Origin of the sequence: Lactobacillus johnsonii, assembly GCF_014058685.1 — a bacterium.
In the GTDB taxonomy this organism is placed as follows: domain Bacteria; phylum Bacillota; class Bacilli; order Lactobacillales; family Lactobacillaceae; genus Lactobacillus.
On sequence record NZ_CP059055.1, the window covers coordinates 249,674 to 271,746 of the forward strand.

Annotated in this window: 18 protein-coding genes; all 18 read left to right on the forward strand. The window is 35.3% G+C overall.

Going from position 1 to position 22,073, the window contains the following annotated elements; translation table 11 throughout:
• Positions 1 to 40: 40 nt before the first annotated feature.
• Positions 41 to 2,017, forward strand: coding sequence for a methionine--tRNA ligase (gene metG / locus H0I41_RS01135; protein ID WP_011161399.1), 1,977 nt, complete (start codon positions 41 to 43; stop codon positions 2,015 to 2,017).
• Entirely contained in the window at positions 2,017 to 2,790 is a 774-nt protein-coding gene (locus H0I41_RS01140) for a TatD family hydrolase (RefSeq protein ID WP_011161400.1), read from the forward strand. The genes metG and H0I41_RS01140 overlap by 1 nt, the downstream gene beginning before the upstream one ends.
• Positions 2,774 to 3,337, forward strand: coding sequence for a ribonuclease M5 (gene rnmV, locus H0I41_RS01145; RefSeq protein ID WP_014567019.1), 564 nt, complete (start codon positions 2,774 to 2,776; stop codon positions 3,335 to 3,337). The genes H0I41_RS01140 and rnmV overlap by 17 nt, the downstream gene beginning before the upstream one ends.
• Positions 3,327 to 4,217: a 16S rRNA (adenine(1518)-N(6)/adenine(1519)-N(6))-dimethyltransferase RsmA gene (rsmA, locus tag H0I41_RS01150; RefSeq protein ID WP_011161402.1), complete on the forward strand. Its 891-nt coding sequence runs from the start codon at positions 3,327 to 3,329 to the stop codon at positions 4,215 to 4,217. The genes rnmV and rsmA overlap by 11 nt, the downstream gene beginning before the upstream one ends.
• A 75-nt stretch (positions 4,218 to 4,292) precedes the next feature.
• The gene (locus H0I41_RS01155; protein WP_004895990.1) at positions 4,293 to 4,532 is read left to right on the forward strand and encodes a Veg family protein; all 240 of its coding nucleotides are present in this window, start codon (positions 4,293 to 4,295) and stop codon (positions 4,530 to 4,532) included.
• A 117-nt stretch (positions 4,533 to 4,649) separates the two neighbouring features.
• On the forward strand, positions 4,650 to 5,486 hold the full coding sequence (gene purR / locus H0I41_RS01160; RefSeq protein ID WP_004898712.1) for a pur operon repressor: 837 nt from the start codon (positions 4,650 to 4,652) through the stop codon (positions 5,484 to 5,486).
• Between the two features lie 47 nt (positions 5,487 to 5,533).
• Positions 5,534 to 6,919 (forward strand): bifunctional UDP-N-acetylglucosamine diphosphorylase/glucosamine-1-phosphate N-acetyltransferase GlmU, encoded by a 1,386-nt coding sequence (glmU, locus tag H0I41_RS01165; protein WP_004898713.1) that lies wholly within the window; start codon positions 5,534 to 5,536, stop codon positions 6,917 to 6,919.
• A gap of 110 nt (positions 6,920 to 7,029) precedes the next feature.
• On the forward strand, positions 7,030 to 8,001 hold the full coding sequence (locus H0I41_RS01170; RefSeq protein WP_004898715.1) for a ribose-phosphate diphosphokinase: 972 nt from the start codon (positions 7,030 to 7,032) through the stop codon (positions 7,999 to 8,001).
• Positions 8,002 to 8,153: 152 nt separating this feature from the next.
• Positions 8,154 to 9,098 carry a LacI family DNA-binding transcriptional regulator gene (locus tag H0I41_RS01175; RefSeq protein WP_135014078.1) on the forward strand — a complete coding sequence of 315 codons (945 nt, stop codon included), beginning with the start codon at positions 8,154 to 8,156 and terminating at the stop codon, positions 9,096 to 9,098.
• A 104-nt stretch (positions 9,099 to 9,202) separates the two neighbouring features.
• Complete coding sequence (locus tag H0I41_RS01180) at positions 9,203 to 10,858, forward strand: alpha-glucosidase (protein WP_135014077.1); 1,656 nt, start codon at positions 9,203 to 9,205, stop codon at positions 10,856 to 10,858.
• 19 nt (positions 10,859 to 10,877) lie between these two features.
• On the forward strand, positions 10,878 to 12,602 hold the full coding sequence (locus H0I41_RS01185) for a glycoside hydrolase family 13 protein (protein WP_135014076.1): 1,725 nt from the start codon (positions 10,878 to 10,880) through the stop codon (positions 12,600 to 12,602).
• Positions 12,603 to 12,756: 154 nt separating this feature from the next.
• Entirely contained in the window at positions 12,757 to 15,027 is a 2,271-nt protein-coding gene (locus tag H0I41_RS01190) for a glycoside hydrolase family 65 protein (protein ID WP_135014075.1), read from the forward strand.
• Positions 15,012 to 15,674, forward strand: coding sequence for a beta-phosphoglucomutase (gene pgmB / locus H0I41_RS01195; RefSeq protein WP_011161408.1), 663 nt, complete (start codon positions 15,012 to 15,014; stop codon positions 15,672 to 15,674). Before H0I41_RS01190 ends, pgmB begins: the two co-directional genes overlap by 16 nt.
• Positions 15,675 to 15,694: 20 nt before the next feature.
• Positions 15,695 to 16,798, forward strand: coding sequence for an ABC transporter ATP-binding protein (locus H0I41_RS01200; RefSeq protein WP_135014074.1), 1,104 nt, complete (start codon positions 15,695 to 15,697; stop codon positions 16,796 to 16,798).
• A 111-nt stretch (positions 16,799 to 16,909) separates the two neighbouring features.
• Positions 16,910 to 18,127, forward strand: coding sequence for an extracellular solute-binding protein (locus tag H0I41_RS01205; protein ID WP_135014073.1), 1,218 nt, complete (start codon positions 16,910 to 16,912; stop codon positions 18,125 to 18,127).
• 36 nt (positions 18,128 to 18,163) lie between these two features.
• A complete protein-coding gene (locus H0I41_RS01210) occupies positions 18,164 to 19,519 on the forward strand; it encodes a carbohydrate ABC transporter permease (protein WP_135014072.1) in 1,356 nt (451 codons plus the stop codon).
• A 2-nt stretch (positions 19,520 to 19,521) separates the two neighbouring features.
• Entirely contained in the window at positions 19,522 to 20,379 is an 858-nt protein-coding gene (locus H0I41_RS01215) for a sugar ABC transporter permease (RefSeq protein ID WP_014567030.1), read from the forward strand.
• Between the two features lie 74 nt (positions 20,380 to 20,453).
• Positions 20,454 to 22,070, forward strand: a complete 1,617-nt coding sequence (locus H0I41_RS01220; protein ID WP_135014071.1) for a glycoside hydrolase family 13 protein — start codon at positions 20,454 to 20,456, stop codon at positions 22,068 to 22,070.
• Positions 22,071 to 22,073 lie beyond the last annotated feature (3 nt).

Below are 22,073 nucleotides of genomic sequence, written 5' to 3' on the forward strand. Positions count from 1 at the left end.
TATACTAGCAGTTAAAAGACTTATGAGAGGAAGAATAAAGATGGCTGAAAAGAAAACTTTCTATATTACTACACCTATTTACTATCCATCTGGAAAATTAACTATCGGTAATGCATACACTACTATTGCTGCTGATACCATGACTCGTTATAAAAAATCTCGCGGTTTTGATACATTCTTCTTAACTGGAACTGATGAACATGGACTTAAGATTGAGCAAAAAGCTGAAGCACAAGGAATTAAACCACAAGAATTTGTAGATAAAATGGCTGATTCCTATAAGGACCTATGGAAAATGTTAGACGTTTCCTATGATCGCTTCATTAGAACAACTGATGAAGATCACGTTAAAGCTGTACAAAAGATTTTTGAAAGATTATTAAAACAAGGAGATATTTACTTAGGTGAGTACACTGGTTGGTATTCTGTAGAAGATGAAGAATACTTCACTGAATCACAACTTGCTGAAGTATATAAAGATGATGATGGCAATGTGATTGGCGGAAAGGCTCCATCAGGACATGAAGTACGTTTAGTTAAGGAACCATCATACTTCTTCAGAATGAGTAAATATGCTGATCGCTTACTTCAATACTACAAGGATCACCCAGACTTTATTTTGCCTCACTCTCGTGAGAAAGAAATGGTAAATAACTTTATTAAGCCAGGCTTAGAAGACTTATCTGTCACTCGTACGACTGTTGATTGGGGAATTCCTGTGCCTAGTGATCCTAAGCATGTTGTTTATGTTTGGATTGATGCTCTTTCTAACTATATTACTGCTCTTGGATATGGTTCAGATAATGATGCATTATTTAAGAAATATTGGCCAGCTGACGTACATTTAGTTGGTAAGGAAATTGTTCGCTTCCACACTATTTATTGGCCAATTATGTTAATGGCACTTGATCTTCCTCTTCCAAAGCAAATCTTTGGGCATGGCTGGGTATTAATGAGAGACGGTAAAATGTCTAAATCAAAGGGTAATGCCGTTTACCCAGAAATGATTGTTAAACGTTATGGCTTAGATGCTCTTCGTTATTACTTGATGCGTGCAATTCCATTTGGTTCAGATGGTATTTTTACTCCGGAAGATTTTGTTGAAAGAGTTAACTTTGATTTGGCTAATGACTTAGGTAACTTGTTAAATAGAACTGTTTCAATGATTAATCAATATCAAGATGGCCAAGTTGCTCCAGTTGCTTCAGAACAGGATGAATTTGCAAAAGATTTAATTAAAACAGCTAATGAAACAATTGCTGAATATCAAAAACAAATGGATGCCCTCCACTTCTCTCAAGCTTTAGATAGTGTTTGGAAGCTCATTTCTCGTGCAAATAAATATATTGATGAAACTACACCTTGGACGTTAAACAAAGAGGGCAAGAGTGAAGAACTATCTAAAGTAATGACTAACTTGGCTGAAAGTTTACGTTTAATTGCAATTTTAATTGCACCAGTTATGACGCAGAGCCCAGTTAAGATGTTTGAACAACTCGGACTTGACTGGAAGAATGATGATCAAAAGAAACTTGATTTTGGCGGCTTTGACTGGAACATTAAGGTAACAGAAAAGCCGACGCCAATCTTCCCACGACTTAAAAATGATGTTGAAGTTAAGTACATTAAGGAAGAAATGAAGAAGGCTAAGCCAAAGAAGAAGACTAGAAGTCAACAAAAAGAAGAAAAACACATTACAATTGATGATTTTGACAAAGTCAAAATTCAAGTAGGTCAAATTTTATCCGTTGAGCCAGTAAAGGGATCAAGTAAATTATTAATGTTTAAACTTGATTTTGGTGATGGAAACGAACGTCAAATTTTAAGTGGTATTCGTAAGTTTTATCCAGATGCAAGTGAACTTTTAGATAAAAAGGTCCTTGCAGTTACTAACTTAAAGCCACGTAAGATGCTAGGACATGAAAGTCAAGGTATGCTTTTATCTAGTGAAAAGGATGGCAAGGTTAAGTTAGCTATTGTTGGCGATGAACATGAGGTTGGAGCTGAATTAGGCTAATGGAGATTTTTGATTCGCATACACACTTAAATGATGCATCTTTTCGCGGAAAAGAAGACATTTATCTTGAACGAGCTAAAGAATTAGGTGTTGTGAAAAGTGCGGTTGCTGGACAAGATCCTGAATTTAACGAACGTGCGATTGACTTGAGTCAAAGATTCGATAACTTATATGCTATTGTTGGCTATTGCCCGGATGTTGCTAAAGACTATGATCAAAAAGCTGAGGATAAGCTAGTTGAGCAACTAAAAGAACCTAAAACTGTCGCGTTAGGAGAAATTGGACTAGATTATTATTGGGATGAATCCCCGAGAGAGGTACAACGCAAAGTTTTTGCGCGACAACTTGATTTGGCTCATAGTTTGAAAATGCCTGTTAATATTCATACTCGAGATGCTTTTGAAGATACTTATCAAGTTTTGAAAGATAGTCATGTCGGTGAATATGGTGGGATAATTCATAATTTCAATGGTGATCCGGAATGGCTCAATAAGTTTCTTGACTTAGGGATGATGGTTTCATTTTCTGGTGTGGTTTCTTTTACTAAAGCAGTTGATGTTCATGCTTCAGCTAAGGTTGTGCCGTGGGACAAATTTTTAATTGAAACTGATGCTCCATATTTAACACCGAAGCCATACCGTGGAAAACAAAATGAAACAGGATATGTGCGTTATGTAGCTGAAGCAATTGCCGATTTGCGTGGAAGCTCTGTTGAAGAAGTAGCCAAGCATACATTTGAGAATACGATGAGGGCATATGGAATCAGAAAATAAAAAACAATTTAATGCTGTAATAGTTGTTGAAGGTCGAGATGATACCAAACGTCTAAAACAATTTTTTCCTGGAATTGAAACTATTGAAACCAATGGTTCAGAGGTATCTGAACAAACTTTAGCTGAAATAAAGAAACTTTCGCAAACTAGAGAAATAATTATTTTTACTGACCCAGATTATAATGGCGAAAGGATTCGACGTTTAGTTACCCAAGCAGCTCCTCAGGCTAAGCAAGCTTTTATTACACGCAAAGAAGGAGAACCAACTAAGCGTGGAAATAGTTTAGGAGTTGAACACGCTTCAAAAGAAGCTTTGATTCGTGCTTTAAGTGATTTGCATGAAGTTAAACCGATAGAAAGTGATATCACTAAGGAAAAGTACGATGAGTTAGGCTTAGGAATGAGCTCGGGTGCTCGTCTTTTACGTGAGAAGGTTGGGATTAAGCTAGGAATTGGATATGGAAATAGTAAACAATTTTATAAACGCTTAAAGATGTTTGGAATTACTTATGATGAATTAAAGAGGGCAGTTGAAGATGTCAAATAGTATGCCGATTGCAAGTCCAGTTAGAACTCAAGCAATTGTTAATCGCTATTTTATGCATGCGAAAAAGAATTTAGGTCAAAACTTTTTAGTAGATTTACCAGCAATTAAAGGAATTGTTGAAGCAGCAGATATTCAGCCAGGAGACCAAGTTATTGAAATTGGACCTGGAATTGGTTCATTAACTGAACAACTTCTTTTAGCTGGAGCCAAAGTTTTGGCTTATGAGGTTGATCAAGATTTACCAGAAATCTTAAACAATGAATTGCCACAAAAAATTGATGGTGAAGAATTGAAAGATCGGTTTAAGTTAGTAATGAAAGATGTATTGAAAGCTAACTTTGTAGAGGATAATGATGGCTTTCTTGATTTAAGTAAATCAGTTAAGATTGTTGCTAATTTACCTTACTACATTACAACTCCAATTATTTTTAATCTGATTAAGAGTGATTTAGATTTTTCAAGTTTAACCTTAATGATGCAAAAAGAAGTTGCTGAACGGTTAGTTGCTAAGCCTAAAACAAAGGAATATGGTCCCTTGTCTATTGCAGTGCAAAGCCGGATGAATGTTCGCTTAGCCGAAGAAGTAAAGAGCACATCTTTCATGCCAAGACCTAAAGTTGATTCCGCGGTTGTTGTCTTAACGCCACTTCTTGAAAAGCCTGACATTAATGATTATGCATTCTTCGATCATGTAGTGAAAATGTGTTTTGCTCAACGTCGTAAAACTTTAGCTAATAATTTGAAGACTTTAATTAAAGATAAAGATGAACGCGAGAAATTAATTAATGATCTAGGGTTAGATGTTAGAGTTCGTCCGGAAGAATTAACTCTAAATCAATTTGTTCAGTTGGCACATCTTCTAAAAGATCGGCAAGCATAAAACGGTTACAAATTACAGACTTGAAAAAATATTAAATTTTTGATAAAATGAATCCAAGCAAAGGAGTGACGTCCAGTGCCAACAACACTAATGGCAATTAAACAAAGTTTGGATTCTCATTTGGGTGAAAACTTAGTAGTAGTAGCTCAAGCAGGAAGAAAAAAAGTAACCCGTCGTAAAGGTAGATTAACTAAGACTTATCGGGCTGTATTTGTTGTAGATCTTGACCAAGATCAAAATAATTTTGAACGAGTATCTTATAGTTATACCGATTTATTAACCAAAAACATTGAACTTGAGTTTGATGAAATGTAGTCGACAATAGAATATTACGAACAATCACTAGTATTTCACTTAAAATGCTAGTGATTTTTCTTTATATAGAGTATATTTAAACGTAGAAATCTATTTAATGTTTAGGAAGGTAAAAGCATGAAACGTTCAGAAAGATTAGTTGATATGGTTAAGTATCTTTTGGCTCGCCCTCATACTTTGATTGCATTACCATTTTTTGCAGATCGCTATGGTGCAGCAAAATCTTCAATTTCAGAAGATTTGGCAATTTTACGTCAAACTTTAGCCAACGATCAAAATGGAATTTTAGAAACTGTAGCGGGAGCAGCAGGTGGAGTAAGATACATTCCTTTTGTAGGAAAAAAAGAAGCTACAGACTATCTTCATGATTTAGCTGACCGTATTGAAGATCCTGATCGTATTTTACCCGGTAATTTTGTTTACTTATCCGATATTTTAGGTTCGCCGCAAGATTTACGTCAAATTGGACAACTGATTGCTACCAAATATGCCTACAGTAATATTGACTATGTAATGACGATTGAGACTAAAGGAATTGCTCTTGCACAAGCAGTAAGTCGTTTCTTAAATGTGCCATTTGTAATGGTTAGAAGACGTCCTAAAATTACTGAAGGATCAACAATTTCAGTTAATTATGTTGCTTCTTCAAGTGAACGAGTTGAAAAAATGGAGTTGGCCAAAAGACTCCTCCCAGAAGGAAGTAATGTACTAATTGTCGATGACTTCATGAAAGGTGGAGGCACTTTAACTGGGATGGAAGAACTAGTTAAAGAATTTAAAGGTACTGTTGCCGGTATGTGTGTACTTTGCGAAACAAAGTATGCCTCTCAAAAAGTAGTTGATGACTACCAATCTTTAATTAAAATCACTGAAGTTGACAGGGATAAGAAACTAATCAAAGTACGACCAGGTAATTTCTTAGAGCAGACAGACTTCAATCGTTTCCCAAAATGATATACTGATAGATAGCTTAAATACAATATTGAGGGGATATTAAATTCATGAATAAATATGTTGTTATCTTAGCTGCTGGAAAAGGTACCCGTATGAAGTCAAAACTTTACAAGGTATTACATAAGGTTTGCGGAAAAACGATGGTAGAACATGTCGTTGAGGCAGCAAAGGGAACTAATCCAGATAAGATTATCACTGTTGTTGGTAATGGCGCAGAGAGTGTTAAAGATGTATTAGCAGGTCAGTCAGAATTTGCTTTTCAAGAAAAGCAATTAGGAACTGGAGATGCAGTTTTAGCAGCAAATGATCTATTAGAGAATTTAGAGGGATCAACTTTAGTTGCTACTGGGGATACTCCATTATTTACAGCCGAAACCTTTAATAACTTATTTAAAAAACACGAAGAGAGCGGAAATAGTGCAACTGTTTTGACCGCAAAAGCTCCAAATCCATTTGGCTATGGACGTATCATTCGTGACGAAGATGGAAATGTTCTGAGAATTGTTGAACAAAAAGATGGTACTCCAGAAGAGTTAGCTGTTGATGAAATTAATACTGGTGTTTTTTGTTTTGACAATAAAGAATTATTTAAAGCTCTAAAACAAGTAGGTAACGATAACGCGCAAGGTGAATACTATCTAACTGATGTTTTAGAAATTATGCGCAAGGCTGGTCACAAGGTTGGTGCATATGAAATGCCAGACTTTAGTGAAAGTCTAGGGGTTAACGACCGAATAGCTCTTGCTCAAGCAACTAAAATTATGCAAAGAAGAATCAATGAGGAACACATGAGAAATGGTGTATCATTTATTGATCCTGATACTGCATATATTGATAGCGATGTTAAAATTGGCAACGATACTGTTATCGAAGGAAATGTTGTTATTAAGGGTAAAACCGAAATTGGTAGTAACTGCTATATTACTAATAGTTCAAGAATCATTGACTCTAAGATCGGCAACAATGTAACTATCACTTCTTCAACTCTTCAAGAAGCTCAAATGGATGATAATACTGACATTGGTCCTAACTCACACCTTCGTCCAAAGGCCGTAATTCGCAAAGGTGCACATATTGGTAACTTTGTTGAAATTAAGAAGGCTGAAATTGGAGAAAATACCAAGGTAGGACACTTAACTTATGTTGGAGATGCAACTTTAGGTAAAGATATTAATATTGGCTGCGGAACTATTTTCTCTAACTACGATGGCGTTAAGAAGTTCCATACTAATGTTGGTGATCATTCATTCATTGGTGCAGGTGCTACGATTATTGCTCCAGTTAATATTGCTGATCATGCATTTGTTGCAGCAGATTCTACAATTACTAAAGATGTTGAGAAGTACGATATGGCAATTGCTAGAGGTAGACAAACTAATAAACCAGATTATTGGCACAAATTACCTTTGGCAAAAGACAAAGAATGGGAATAAATTTAAAAGAAGTTGTTAAATACAACTTCTTTTTTTGCTATTTACAAGCGTAACAAGCATTTTTTTGCTATTATTAAATGTGGAATTGTAATTTTTCGGTGGAGGAAATTATGTCTCAATTAGACAAAGAAATTAAAATTTTTGCGCTCAACTCTAATAAGCCTTTAGCAGAAAAAATTGCTGATAAGGTGGGAGTTAAGCTTGGTAAGTCTGATGTTAAACGTTTCAGCGATGGTGAAATTCAAATTAACATCGATGAATCAGTTCGTGGTAAAGATGTTTATTTAGTGCAATCAACTTCAGCTCCAGTAAATGATAATTTAATGGAATTGTTAATCATGATTGATGCTGTTAAGCGTGCTTCGGCTAGAAGTGTTAACTTAGTAATGCCTTACTACGGATATGCACGTCAAGATAGAAAGACCCGTGCACGTGAACCAATTACAGCTAAGTTAGTAGCTGATATGTTACAAAAAGCTGGTGCTGATCGAGTACTTTCACTTGATTTACATGCCCCACAAATTCAAGGATTCTTTGATATCCCTGTTGATAATTTGATGGGTGCACCTCTTCTTGCGGACTACTTCTTAAGCCATGATTTAGAAAAAGATGCTGTTGTAGTTTCACCTGATCATGGTGGTGTAACTAGAGCAAGAAAGCTAGCAGAATTCCTTAAGACTCCAATTGCAATTGTTGACAAGCGCCGTCCAAAGGCAAATGTTGCTGAAGTTATGAACATTATTGGAGATGTAAAAGGCAAGCGTGCCATTATTATTGATGATATGATCGATACTGCTGGTACTATTACTTTAGCATCTCAAGCTTTAATGGATGCTGGTGCAACTGAAGTTTATGCTTCAGCTACCCATGCTGTTTTATCAGGTCCCGCAATTGAACGTTTGAATAATTCACCAATTAAGAAATTGATCTTAACTGATTCAATTAACCAACCTGAAGAAAAAGATTTATCTAAGGCTGAAATTGTTTCTGTTGGACCATTAATGGGTGAAGCAATTAAATTGATTCAAGAACATAAACCAGTTAGTCCACTATTTAATACTCGTTTTCAATCACATAATTAAGTAATAAAAACCAATATCTATCTACTTAGGTATTGGTTTTTTTGTCCTATAAGAGCTATACCTTTATTTTAAAAATAGAAAAAGCGTTTACATATCTCGGATAATTAAGGTAGTATTAAACTATACAGTTTTGAAGAAGGAACTATGAGAATATGACTACTTTATCTGATGTAGCAAAAAAAGCTAGTGTATCTAAGATGACAGTATCGCGGGTTATTAATCATCCGCAACAGGTGACGCCAGAATTAAGAAAAATTGTGGAAAAAGCAATGGAGCAATTGAATTATCATCCCAATTCAATTGCGAGTGCTTTAGCTCATAATCGGACTAATGTGGTTAAATTGGTAATTTTAGAAGATATTGATACAACCGAGCCATACTATATGAATCTACTTTTTGGGATTGCTAAAGGACTAAGCAAAAAACACTACGCAATTCAATTAGCCACAGACAGGAATGTTGGCGGAGGAGACGGCTATATTATAACTGGTGGGCGAGCAACGGATGCAGAATGGTTAGATCAATTAGATAAACCTTTTGTTTTATTTGGAGAAAATCGTTATGGCTATGATTTTATTGATACAGATAACAAATTAGGTGAACAGCTGGCTACACAGTATGCACTTAATAAAAATTATCAATCAATTGTTTTCATTGGAATTGATGAAAAAGAGCCTTTTGAATATTCAAGGGAAGCCGGCTATATCAATACACTTCAGAAACATAATATGATTCCAAAAATTTTTCGAATCCAAAACCATAGTAGTCTGGCTGAAAAATTAATTATTGATAATTGGAGAAAATTTGCACCGAATACATGCTTTATTTGTGCTAGTGATCGAATTGCAGTGGGGGTAGTACGAGCTATACAAAGAAAAAATGGAAATATTCCTCGGGATTTTGGTGTGATTGGTTTTGACGGAGTCTTTTTAGATCAAGTCTCAAATCCAAAACTCACTACCGTTAAGCAAAATTTATTTAAGCTTGGGGAGCTCTTAGCTGGGATGATTCTGCAAAAAATTAAACAAGATGGAGCCCAGCAGGGTGAAGTCTTGCTTGAACCAGAACTAATAAAAAGTGAATCTACAAGAAAGTAAGAAGCTGTCTAAACAGCTTCTTTTTTTGATACCGGTAACAGATAAAATATATTGTAAGCGCTTATAACGATTGCTTAAAATAAAATTCATGGAGGATGTGTATTATGAGACATTGGTATGATCAAGCAATTATTTATCAAATATATCCTAAGTCTTTTCAAGATTCTAATAATGACGGTATTGGTGACTTAAATGGAATAAGAAAGAGAATACCGTATTTAAAGGAATTAGGAATCAATGCTGTTTGGCTAAATCCAATTTTTGTTTCTCCACAAGTGGATAATGGCTATGATGTATCAAATTATTTTGCTATTGATCCAAAGATGGGAACAATGGAGGATATGGACAACTTAATTAAAGAGATGCATGAGGCTGGTATTCATGTAATTATGGACTTTGTATTAAACCATACTTCTGATCAGCATCCCTGGTTTCAAGATGCTATAAAAAATCCAGAAAGTATATATCGTGACTATTATATTTTTGCTGGAGAAAACAATCAGCGTCCAAATAATTGGGGAAGTTTTTTCGGAGGAAGTGTTTGGGAAAAGGATCCTGCAGGAACTGGACAATTTTATTTCCATCTTTTTGATAAAAGAATGCCCGATTTGAATTGGAAGAATCCTGAAGTTAGACATGCAATGATTGAGATTGCAAAATATTGGTTAGAAAAGGGAATTGATGGATTAAGATTAGATGCTTTTATTCATATTGCAAAAGCAGATCTAAGACAGAATTTTCCCGTTAATAGCAAAGATGAAGAACCAGTAATTGCAGAACCATTTTTTGCTAATTTACCACAAGTTCAAAAATGGATGCGTCCATTTTGTGAAGAAATAAAACAGGATTATCCTGATGCATTACTTTTAGGGGAAGCAGCAAGTGCAAATGTGAATTTGGCTGTGGATTATACAAATCAGGACAATCATTTAATGGATAGCGTAATTACTTTTAGATATTTTACTGAAGATCAAAGTAAGATCGATCCTAGTTTTTTGAGTAATTATCAACCTAAGCCATTAGATTGGGTTAAATTTAAACAAAATCAGACTATTTGGCAACAGACCTTAAGTGGAATTTCTAAACCTACTCTCTATTGGAATAATCATGATATGGCAAGGCTGGCAACTAGGATTGCTAAAAATGATATTCAAGCAAGAAGTTTAGCAATGCTGATGTACTTACAGTGCGGTATTCCAATCATTTATTATGGTGAAGAGCTGGGGATGAAAAATTTACAGTTTGAAGATATAAATAATTTTAAAGATGATACTGTAAAAGAGTTTGTGACGAGTGCAGAAAAAGCAGGTAAGACTTCAAAAGAAGCATTGTTAATGGCAAGCAAAACCCATAAGCTGCCTGCTCGAGGTCCAATGCCATGGGATAACGAAAGAAATAATGGCTTTACAGAGAAAGAGCCTTGGATTAAAGGTAAGAAGCTTGATAAGGCAAATGTAGCTGATGAAATAGCGGATGATAGTAGTATGTTTAACTTTTACAAAAAGCTTATTAGCTTGAAGAAAGAACAACTATTTCAAGAGGGTAATTATTATTTATGGCCAACGTCAAATAGTAGCTATGTCTATGAGCGTAATTTAAAAGACAAAAAAGCACTTATTGCTGTTTCTTTAAGTCAAGAACCGATTGAACTTGAAGTAGGAAAAGAATTTAGTAATGAAAGATTATCAGCTGGTCAATATGATTTAGTGGCAGGAGAATTAAGACTAGAGCCATATGCCGGAGTAGTATTAGAAAATTAAAAAGATTGAGGAATAAAATATGCAACTTGCAGCTTTAAAACACAGAACTGAAAGTGAAGATTGTTTTGTTATTGATCATTCACACGTTAAAATTAGACTTCATACAGCAAAAGATGATGTGGAAAAAGTAATTGTTCATTACACTGATAACTATTTACCACCAGAGCAAGCTAAGGAACTTGAGATGGAGAAAGCGGGTAGAGGTCAAGTTAGTGATTACTGGACAGCAACTTTAACTGCACCTTATCATCGGATTAAATACACCTTTGAAGTAATTGGAAAAGATGGAAGTCGTTATATCTTTGGTGATCGTAGTATTGAAAAATTTAGTGATGAAAAATTAAGAGAAGATGGAATGTATTTTAAAGTTCCATACTTCCACGATATTGATCGAATCAAAACACCAAAATGGCTAAAAGATATTGTTTGGTATCAAATTTTTCCAGAGCGTTTTGCTAATGGCGATAAAAGTAATGACCCAGCAAATGTTAAAGAATGGAATCCAGAAGATCATCCAGGCAGAGAAGATTTTTATGGTGGAGACTTACAGGGAGTTTTAGATCATCTAGATGATCTACAGAAATTAGGGGTTACGGGATTATATTTCTGCCCAATTTTTAAGGCAAGTTCTAATCATAAATATGACACAATTGATTATTTACAAGTAGATCCAGCTTTTGGAGACAAGGATTTATTTGCAAAAGTAGTTAATGAAGCACATAAGCGTGGGATGAAAGTGATGCTTGATGCTGTATTTAATCACTTAGGTGATCAATCAATGCAGTGGCAAGATGTAGTTAAAAATGGCGAAAAATCACGCTTTAAAGATTGGTTCCACATTAATTCATATCCTGTTGAACCATATCGTGACCCAAGTAAAGGTGAAAAAAATCCACCATATGAAACTTTTGCCTTCGAAAAACATATGCCTAAGTTAAATACGGCTAACCCAGAAGTACAGGACTTTTTATTAGAAATTGCGACCTACTGGGTAAAATATTTTGATATTGATGCTTGGCGGCTAGATGTTGCAAATGAAGTTGACCACCATTTCTGGAAGAGATTCCATGATGAATTAGTTAAAATAAAGCCTGATTTTTATATTGTTGGGGAAATATGGCATTCAGCTCGTCCATGGCTTCAGGGGGATCAATTTACAGGTGTAATGAATTATCCATATACTTTACAAATTGAAGACCACTTCTTTAAACATAAAATGGATGCTAAAGACCTTAGTGAACACCTAACTGATCAGTTAATGATGTATCCAGATATGGTTGACCAGGCTATGATGAATATGCTTGATTCCCACGATACGGCTAGAATTTTAACTTTAGCAAAAGACAATCAAGATTTAGCTTTGCAAGCAGTTGCGTATGAATTTGTTCAACCTGGAGTGCCATGTATTTACTATGGAACAGAGATGGGGATGAGCGGTGATAATGATCCGGATTGTCGTAAACCAATGGATTGGAGTAAGATAAATGGTCCGGTATGGCAAAGAGTTCATGAATTAGTGAAATTCAGACTAGATCATAGTGATACCTTGAATAAAGGTACTGTTAAGTTAACGGTAACAGAAAAAGGACTTCTAAAAGTTGAACGAACAGGCAAAGAAACAATAAAGGCCTACTATAATACCGGTAAACATAATGTAAAAATTGATAAAACAGCAGCTCTTAGTCAGAATTATAAAGCGGGAGTGTTAGCGCCAAATGGCTTTTTGATTGAGGTTAAAGCTTAATATATGAAGAATAAAAAGCAGCAATAAGAGGCTGCTTTTTTTCTTATAAATTTTTGATACCGGTAACATTAAAACAAACATTGTTAAGCGCTTTCAATGATTAGATAATAGATTTGTAAATAAAAAGACTTCACGAAAGTGACGGAGAATGATGATGAAGAGAATTTTTGAGGTTGATCCTTGGAAAGTAACGACACATGAATTTTCTAAGGAAGATAAAAGGTTACAAGAAAGTATTACTGCAATTGGTAATGATTATATGGGAATGAGAGGAAACTTTGAGGAGGGTTACTCTGGCGACACACTTCAAGGAACATATTTAGCAGGTGTGTGGTTCCCAGATAAGACAGTTGTTGGTTGGTGGAAAAATGGATACCCAAAATACTTCGGTAAGACACCAAATGCTCCAAGTTTTATTGGAATTGGGATCACCGTCAATGGTGAAAAAATTGATTTAGCTAAAGTAAAGTTTAGTGATTTTGAATTATCACTTGATATGCATCAAGGGCTTCTTTCAAGAAGTTTTATCTATGAAGGTAAAGATGTCAAAGTTAAATTTGAATTTGAACGTTTTCTTCATATTGTACAAAAAGAAGCTGCTTTAATTAAAGTAAAAGCTACGGTACTTGAAGGAAAGGCTAAGATTGATTTTGATTCTACTTTAGATGGAACAGTTGTTAACGAAGACAGTAACTATGATGAACGCTTCTGGATTCCACTTGGTGAGAATAAGGATACAAAAACTATCCAGGTAAAAACTAAGCCTAATCCTTATGAAGTGCCTCAATTCACAGTTTTACTTCAAGAATCTTTGCGCCACAATGGTGAACTAATTCAAACTGAAGTTTCTACTAAAGAAGCCAAGTTGAGCGAAAAATTTTCAGTTGAATTAAGTGAAGGACAAAGTTACGAACTTGAAAAAGACATTATTGTTGTAACAAGTAGAGATGTTGAAGAAAAAGATCAAGCAAGTGTTGCTGAAGATTTAATGAATAAGCTTCAATCAAAGAGCTTTGAAGAAAACTTAGCCGATCATACTGCTGAATGGCAAAAACGTTGGGACATGAGTGATGTTGAAATTTCTGGTGATGCAGCAGCCCAACAGGGGATTAGATTTAATATTGCTCAGTTGTTCATGACATACTACGGTGAAGATGAACGCTTGAACGTTGGTCCTAAGGGATTTACTGGTGAAAAATACGGTGGTGCTACTTATTGGGATACTGAGGCTTACATCGTTCCAATGTACTTAGGGATTACTAACCCAAGCGTTACTAAAGCCCTTCTTCAATATCGTCATAATCAATTACCAGGAGCATATCACAATGCTAAAGAACAAGGCCTTCCAGGTGCCTTGTTCCCAATGGTAACTTTCAATGGTATTGAATGTCATAACGAATGGGAAATTACTTTTGAAGAAATCCACAGAAATGCTGATATTCCACATGCAATTGCTATGTATACCGAATACACCGGCGATGATAGCTATGTTAAGAATGAAGGTATGGATGTCTTAGTTGGAACTGCAAGGTTCTGGGCAGCTCGAGTTCACTGGTCTAAATGGCGTAACAAGTATGTAATGCACGGTGTGACTGGTCCTAACGAATATGAAAACAATGTTAACAACAACTGGTTTACCAACACTATGGCAAGATGGCTTCTGAAATATACACTAGAGCGTTTGCCACTTGCAACTAAAGAAGCTCAAGAACGAGTTCATGTTACTGAAGAAGAAAAAGAAAAGTGGCAAGACATTGTTGATAAGATTTATCTTCCAGAAGATAAAGAGCTAGGGATTTTCTTACAACAAGATGATTTTCTTGATAAAGAGATTCGTCCAGTAAGTGAAATTGAAGATCAACGTCCTATTAACCAGCATTGGTCTTGGGATAAGATCTTAAGATCACCATTTATTAAGCAAGCTGATGTTTTGCAAGGTATCTATTTCTTCCCAGAAAACTATACGAAGGATCAAAAAGAAAAGAACTTTGATTTCTATGAACCGTTAACTGTTCATGAAAGTTCCCTTTCACCTTCAATTCACTCAGTTTTAGCTGCTGAATTAGGAAAGAAAGATAAGGCGGTTGAACTGTATGAAAGAACTGCAAGACTTGATTTAGATAATTACAACAATGATACGGTAGATGGTTTACACATTACTTCGATGAGTGGATCATGGCTAGCTATTGTTCAGGGCTTTGCTGGGATGAGATACGACCATGACCAATTGAAATTTAAGCCATTTATTCCAGATAACTGGGACCACTATAGCTTTAAGATTAACTACCGTGGTCGGTTAATTAAGGTTTATGTTGATCATCAAGAAACCAAGATCTCTTTACTTGAAGGTAAAGATCTAGAAATTCTTGTTAATGATAAGAAGGTAATGCTTAAAGAAGGTGAAAGTGAATGCTTAAAGGACTAATTTTTGACTTAGATGGAGTTTTAACAAATTCAGCTGTCTATCATTTAACTGCTTGGAATAATTTAGCTAAGGAATTAGGGATTAACTTAACGGATGATCAACTTGATAGCTTAAGGGGTATTTCAAGAATGGATTCTTTAAATCTAATTTTGAAATATGGCGACCAGGAAGATAAATATTCTGAAGCAGAAAAAGAAAAGTTCGCAGCAGAAAAGAATACCAAATTTGTTGAACAAGTTGAAAAAATGACGCCAGCAGATATTTTGCCAGGTATTCCGGAACTACTTAGTGATGCAAAGAAACAAAACTTAAAAATGGTTATTGCTTCTGCCTCAAAAAATGCACCTAAGATTTTAACAAAGTTAGGAATTATGGATGAATTTGATGGCATTGTTGATCCAGCAACACTTCATCACGGAAAACCAGATCCAGAAATTTATGAAAAAGCTCAAGAATTAGCTGGTTTAAATGCAGACGAAGTAATTAGTTTTGAAGATGCTCAAGCAGGTGTTCAATCAATTAAAAGTGCTGGTCAATTTGCAGTTGGAATTGGGGATAAAGAGGTCTTGAAAGAGGCTGATTATATTGTTCCAACTACTAAAGAATTGAAACTTTCAGAAATTGAATCAGTTTTTAATAAAAAATAAGAGGGAAGTAGGGAAAGAGAATGGTTGAAGTAGATTTAAACCATATCTATAAAAAGTACGAAGGAAATGATAAATATTCAGTTAATGACTTTGATTTACATATCAAAGATAAAGAATTTATCGTTTTTGTTGGACCATCTGGTTGTGGTAAATCAACTACTTTGAGAATGGTTGCTGGTCTAGAAGATATTTCTAAAGGTACTTTAGAGATTGACCATAAGGTAATGAATGACGTTGCACCTAAAGATAGAGACATTGCCATGGTTTTCCAAAACTATGCTTTGTACCCTCATATGTCAATTTACGACAACATGGCTTTTGGATTAAAGCTTCGTCATTATAAGAAAGATGAAATTGATAAACGAGTTAAGCATGCAGCAGATATTTTAGGTTTATCAGAATATCTTGATAAAAAGCCAGCTGAATTATCTGGTGGTCAAAGACAGCGTGTTGCCTTAGGACGGGCAATTGTCCGGGATGCTCCAATTTTCTTAATGGATGAACCTTTATCAAACTTGGATGCAAAATTACGTGTCACAATGCGTGCTGAAATTGCTAAGTTGCACCAAAATTTGGGAACTACTACGATTTATGTTACTCACGATCAAACTGAAGCCATGACTTTAGCAGATCGGGTAGTAGTTATGTCAGTTGGTAAAGTTCAACAAATTGGCACACCTCTAGAGGTTTACAATATGCCGGTAAATATGTTTGTTGCTGGTTTTATCGGATCTCCTCAAATGAACTTCTTTAATGTTCACTTTAAAGGAAATCGAATTAGCGATGGAAAAGGTCTAGATATCGAAATCCCTGAAGGTAAAGCAAAGATGCTTAAAGAAAAGGGATATGACGATAAAGATCTAGTATTTGGTATCCGTCCAGAAGATATTCATTCAGAGGAAGCATTCCTTGAAACTTGGCCTAACCAAATTGTTGAATCAACTGTTGTTGTTTCAGAATTGCTTGGTTCAACTATTCAGCTTTATCAAAAAGTAGATGGAACAGAATTTGTTGCCATTATAAATGCCCGTGATTACCATACTCCAGGCGATAAAGTAAGAATGGGATTTGATGTTAATAAAGCCCACTTCTTTGATAAAGATACAACGAATGCTATTCGTTAACTTGCAGGAGAGGACGCTTCTGCAAAATATTGATTGGGTTTACAACGAGTGTGAAACTTGGTTCACGGTTGTAATAATGTATTTAGCCAGTCATGGCTAGGAGGAAAAATCATGAAGTTATGGAAAAAATTGGCTTTAGGTAGTGTTGTAGCAATATCTGCTATTTCATTAACTGCTTGTAGTAACAACTCTAACTCAAACGAATCAAAGAGCTCAAATAAGCAATTAACTCTTTGGGTAGATACTGCTCGTGTTAGTTGGTATAAGGGCGTGGTAAAGGACTTTGAAAAAGAACATCCTAATATTAAAGTTAAGGTTACTCAAAACCCTAATGGTTCAGCTAATGCAAAAACTGATGTTGCTAAAGACCCTTCAAAAGCCGCAGATGTATTTGGTGTTCCAAATGACCAATTAGGACAAATGGCAGATTCAGGTTACATTAACCCATTGTCACCAACTGATACTAAGGAAATTAAGAAGAATTCCGTTCCAGAAGCATACAAGGGTGTTGAATGGAAAGGCAAGCTTTACGCATATCCATACTCTGAACAAGCTCAAACTGTTTACTATGACAAGTCTAAGCTTTCACCAGAAGATGTTAAATCTTGGAAGACTATGACTTCTAAAGGTGTAGTTGCAACTGACTTCACTAATGCTTATGTAATGTGGCCAGTAATGTTCTCTGCAGGTACAAAGTTATTTGGCAATAGCGGAGAAGATGTAAAAGGCTCTACTATGGATTCACAAAATGGTGTAAACGCAATGAAGTGGTATGCCGAACAAAAGAGTAATAAAGGCGTTATGCAAACTTCAAATGCCCTTAACCAATTGAAGAAGGGTAATGCTCAAGCTATCTTAGATGGTCCATGGAACGCAGCTAATATTAAGAAGATTTTAGGTAAGAACTTAGGAGTTGCTCCATATCCAACTATTGAAGTTGGTGGTAAGACTGCTCAAATGGAAGCTTTCTTAGGTATTGAATGTTTCGCTGTTAACTCACATACTTCTAATGCTAAGAATGCAGCAATTTTGGCTAAATACTTATCTAACAAAGAAAACCAATTAATTGTTCACAAGAATGCTGGTGAAATTCCTGTAAACAAGGCAGCTCAAAATACTGCAGAGGTTAAGAACGATCCAGTTGCTAAAGCTGTAATTCAAATGGCTCAACCAGGCTACTCAGTTCTTCAACCTAAATTGCCACAAATGTCAATCTTCTGGAACGACTCAGCTCCATTAATTAGTGGTGCTTACGACGGCAAGATTAAGCCATCACAATACAAGAGTAAGCTTGCTAAATTACAAAAGAAGATTTCTAAAGAAGAATAATCTTGAAAAAACACATAAGCAAAGGTTTGATTAATTATGTTTAAGAAAAAACATGCTACGCCTGCAGTTACCTTAAAGGAAACATGGAAAGATGGAGATGCAGTAACTAAATTATCATTCTTCATCATGGGCTTAAATGCTATTAAACATCGGCAATGGGTAAAAGGATTTTCACTTTTATTTGCTGAAATTGTATTTTTAGTTTGGTTCTTTTTAAGTGGAATCCATTCAATTGCTGGATTAAGGAACTTAGGTGCAATAAAGAGTAAACGCGTTGTATTTGATAAAGCACAGGGAGTATATGTTACTCAACAACCAGATAATTCTGTTTTAATTCTCTTATTTGGTATTCTGGCTTTATTCATTGTTGCTGGTTTTATCTATCTATATATCATTAATTTGAAATCTAATAAGCATACTTTCTTATTAGAAAAGAGACATTACCATATTCCAACTAACCGTGAAGAAATTGCATCTTTGTTTGATCAAAGATTACATGCAACTTTGATGACAATTCCAATTGTTTTAATCATTTTATTTACGGTTTTGCCAACAGTCTTCATGATTTCGATGGCATTTACTAACTATGATCGTCAACACTCAGTTGGATTTTCCTGGACTGGTTTTCAAGCATTTGGAAACGTGTTGAGTGGTGATTTAGCAGGTACCTTCTTCCCAGTTTTAGGTTGGACCTTAATTTGGGCAGTTGCTGCTACAGCTACTACTTTCTTCTTTGGTGTCTTACTCGCTCTTTTGATTGAATCTAAGGGAATTAAACATAAGAACCTATGGAGAACAATTTTCGTAATTGTTTATGCTGTACCACAATTTGTTTCTCTATTAATGATGGCACAATTCCTTGACTATCAAGGACCATTGAACACCTTACTTATGAATTGGGGATGGATTAGCCACCCAATTCACTTCATTGATAACCAGGCTAGTCCTCTTGTTGCTAGAATTACAGTTATTGTGGTTAATATGTGGATTGGTATCCCAGTTTCAATGTTAACTTCAACAGCTATTATTCAAAACTTACCACAAGATCAAATTGAAGCTGCTCGTATTGATGGAGCAAGTCCAGTACAAATTTTTAATCACATTACATTCCCTCAAATTTTATTCGTAATGTCCCCAGCTTTGATTCAACAATTTATTGGTAACATCAACAACTTTAATGTTATCTACTTACTAACTGGTGGTGCACCAATGAACAATAACTATAACGGTGCTGGCTCTACAGACTTGCTTGTAACTTGGCTATATAACTTAACATTTGGTCAAGAGCAACGCTATAATGCATCGGCTGTTTTGGGTATCTTGATCTTTATCATTAGTGCTACATTCTCACTAATTGCATATCGTCATACTAACGCATACAAGGAGGGCTAAAAATGAAGTCTTATCATAACCAAAGAAGAATTGCTTTAATTTTTAGATATGTTCTATTAGCCATCCTGGCTGTTTTATGGATATTCCCAATTATTTGGATTATTTTAGCAAGTTTTTCATACAATAATACAGGATTTGTATCTACAATTTGGCCAGAAAAATTTACTTGGCAAAATTATGTCGGTATTCTTACTAGTTCACAATATCCATTTATAAACTGGGTATTAAATACCTTATTTGTTGCTGTTATTTCAGCAACTCTATCAACTTTCGTAACTATTGGAGTTGCTTACGTATTATCAAGATTACGCTTCCGCTTCCGTAAGCCATTTTTACAAATTGCTTTGGTATTAGGAATGTTCCCAGGTTTCATGTCAATGATTGCCTTGTACTACATTTTAAAGGCATTAAACATGTTAAACCTTGGTGGATTGATCTTAGTCTATGTTGGTGGTGCTGGCCTTGGCTTCTACATTGCTAAAGGTTTCTTTGATACTATGCCACGAGCAATTGATGAAGCTGCTGAAATTGACGGCGCTACGAAATGGCAAGTATTCATTCATATTGGATTACCACTTTCAAAGCCAATGATTGTTTATACTGCGCTTACTTCATTCATGGCACCATGGGTAGACTTCATTTTCTCAGGTATCATCCTCTCTACCTCAGGAAATCCGAAGACCTACACTGTTGCCTATGGACTATACAACATGGTTCACTCGGCAAAGGGTACGATGGCCCAATTCTTTACTCAGTTCATTGCCGGATGTGTAATCATTGCGATCCCAATTACAATTTTGTTCATTGTAATGCAAAAATTCTATGTTAATGGAATCACAGCAGGTGCTGATAAAGGTTAATCAAATTAAAGTTTATGTGAAAAAAGTGTCCTGTCTTAACAGGGCACTTTTTTGTTTGTTTGAAGGAGAAAAATATGACACCTTGGTGGAAAAAAGCTGTTGTTTATCAAGTTTATCCTAAGTCATTTCAAGATAGTAATGGTGATGGAATTGGAGATATCCCCGGAATCATTTCACGATTAGGATATTTAGAAAAACTAGGAATTGATGCTATTTGGCTGTCGCCTGTTTACTTATCCCCTGGTGTAGATAATGGCTATGATATCTCTGATTATCAAAAAATAGACCCACAATACGGAACAATGGCTGACATGGATAATCTGATTAGAGAAGCTAAAAAACATCATATACGCATTATTATGGACCTTGTCGTTAACCATACATCTGACCAGCATCCTTGGTTTATTGAAGCAAGAAAAAGTAAGGAGAATCCATACAGAGATTTCTATATTTGGCGTGATCCGGTAGAGGGCCATGAACCTAATGAGTTGAAATCTGCTTTTTCTGGTTCAGCTTGGAAGTTTGATGAAAAAACTGGTCAATATTACTTACACTTCTTTGCAGATCAACAACCCGATCTTAATTGGAAGAACCCAAAATTAAGAAATAAAATCTATGAAATGATGAATTACTGGATCGATAAGGGAATTGGCGGCTTTAGGATGGATGTGATTGAACTTATTGGAAAAGATCCCGATAAAAAGATTCGTGAGAATGGTCCAATGCTTCATCCATATTTAAAAGAGATGAATGAGAATACTTTTGCCGGTAAAGAATTAATGACAGTGGGTGAAACGTGGAACTCTACTCCAAAAATTGCTGCCGAATATTCAGATCCAGCTCGTCATGAATTATCGATGGTATTTCAATTTGAAAATCAAGGCTTAGATCAGCAAGAAGGAAAAGAAAAATGGGATTTACGTCCGCTTGATTTAGGCGAATTGAAAAAAGTTCTAATTAAATGGCAGACAGAAATTGATTTTGATCATGCATGGAATAGTCTTTTTTGGGAAAATCATGATATTCCGCGGGTTATTTCACGGTGGGGAAATGACAAAGAATATCGCGTTCAAAGCGCAAAAATGTTTGCGATTGTACTGCATTTAATGCACGGAACACCTTATATCTATAATGGTGAAGAAATTGGTATGACAAATTGTCCTGTTAATTCAATTGATGAAGTGGAGGACATTGAAAGTATTAATATGTACCGCGAAAGAATTGAAAAAGGCTACAGTAAGGATGAACTAATTAAAGCAATTAATACTAAAGGTCGAGATAATGCACGCCGTCCAATGCAGTGGTCAAATGGAGAAAATGCTGACTTTACTACAGGAACACCGTGGCTAAAATTAAACCCAAACTACAAGACCATTAACGTTAAAGAAGCCTTAGAAGATCCAAATTCTATTTTTTATACCTATCAAAAATTAATTAAACTTCGCCATGAAAATTCTGTTGTGGTGGATGGAGATTTTGAACTTGTTGAAAATACTAGTGATAATATTTTGGCCTTTTGGCGAAAACTAGAAGATGAAAACTGGCTAGTAGTCGCTAACTTGTCTGGTGAGGACCAAAATCTAAATTTAGATATTCCCTTTAAAGAAGTTTTGATTAGTAACTATGAAAAACGAGACAGTTTAAAAGATATGGTTTTAAAACCTTATGAAGCTTTTGCAGTTAAGGCATAGTAA

Bases quoted from the DNA above. Each gene is read 5' to 3' on its own strand.
- H0I41_RS01210 (WP_135014072.1), top strand. From the start codon at position 18,164: ATGTTTAAGAAAAAACATGCTACGCCTGCAGTTACCTTAAAGGAAACA.
- H0I41_RS01140 (WP_011161400.1), top strand. From the start codon at position 2,017: ATGGAGATTTTTGATTCGCATACACACTTAAATGATGCATCTTTTCGC.
- H0I41_RS01170 (WP_004898715.1), top strand. From the start codon at position 7,030: ATGTCTCAATTAGACAAAGAAATTAAAATTTTTGCGCTCAACTCTAAT.
- H0I41_RS01200 (WP_135014074.1), top strand. From the start codon at position 15,695: ATGGTTGAAGTAGATTTAAACCATATCTATAAAAAGTACGAAGGAAAT.
- H0I41_RS01185 (WP_135014076.1), top strand. From the start codon at position 10,878: ATGCAACTTGCAGCTTTAAAACACAGAACTGAAAGTGAAGATTGTTTT.
- H0I41_RS01205 (WP_135014073.1), top strand. From the start codon at position 16,910: ATGAAGTTATGGAAAAAATTGGCTTTAGGTAGTGTTGTAGCAATATCT.
- H0I41_RS01215 (WP_014567030.1), top strand. From the start codon at position 19,522: ATGAAGTCTTATCATAACCAAAGAAGAATTGCTTTAATTTTTAGATAT.
- glmU (WP_004898713.1), top strand. From the start codon at position 5,534: ATGAATAAATATGTTGTTATCTTAGCTGCTGGAAAAGGTACCCGTATG.
- rnmV (WP_014567019.1), top strand. From the start codon at position 2,774: ATGGAATCAGAAAATAAAAAACAATTTAATGCTGTAATAGTTGTTGAA.
- H0I41_RS01190 (WP_135014075.1), top strand. From the start codon at position 12,757: ATGAAGAGAATTTTTGAGGTTGATCCTTGGAAAGTAACGACACATGAA.
- pgmB (WP_011161408.1), top strand. From the start codon at position 15,012: ATGCTTAAAGGACTAATTTTTGACTTAGATGGAGTTTTAACAAATTCA.
- rsmA (WP_011161402.1), top strand. From the start codon at position 3,327: ATGTCAAATAGTATGCCGATTGCAAGTCCAGTTAGAACTCAAGCAATT.
- purR (WP_004898712.1), top strand. From the start codon at position 4,650: ATGAAACGTTCAGAAAGATTAGTTGATATGGTTAAGTATCTTTTGGCT.
- H0I41_RS01175 (WP_135014078.1), top strand. From the start codon at position 8,154: ATGACTACTTTATCTGATGTAGCAAAAAAAGCTAGTGTATCTAAGATG.
- metG (WP_011161399.1), top strand. From the start codon at position 41: ATGGCTGAAAAGAAAACTTTCTATATTACTACACCTATTTACTATCCA.
- H0I41_RS01220 (WP_135014071.1), top strand. From the start codon at position 20,454: ATGACACCTTGGTGGAAAAAAGCTGTTGTTTATCAAGTTTATCCTAAG.
- H0I41_RS01180 (WP_135014077.1), top strand. From the start codon at position 9,203: ATGAGACATTGGTATGATCAAGCAATTATTTATCAAATATATCCTAAG.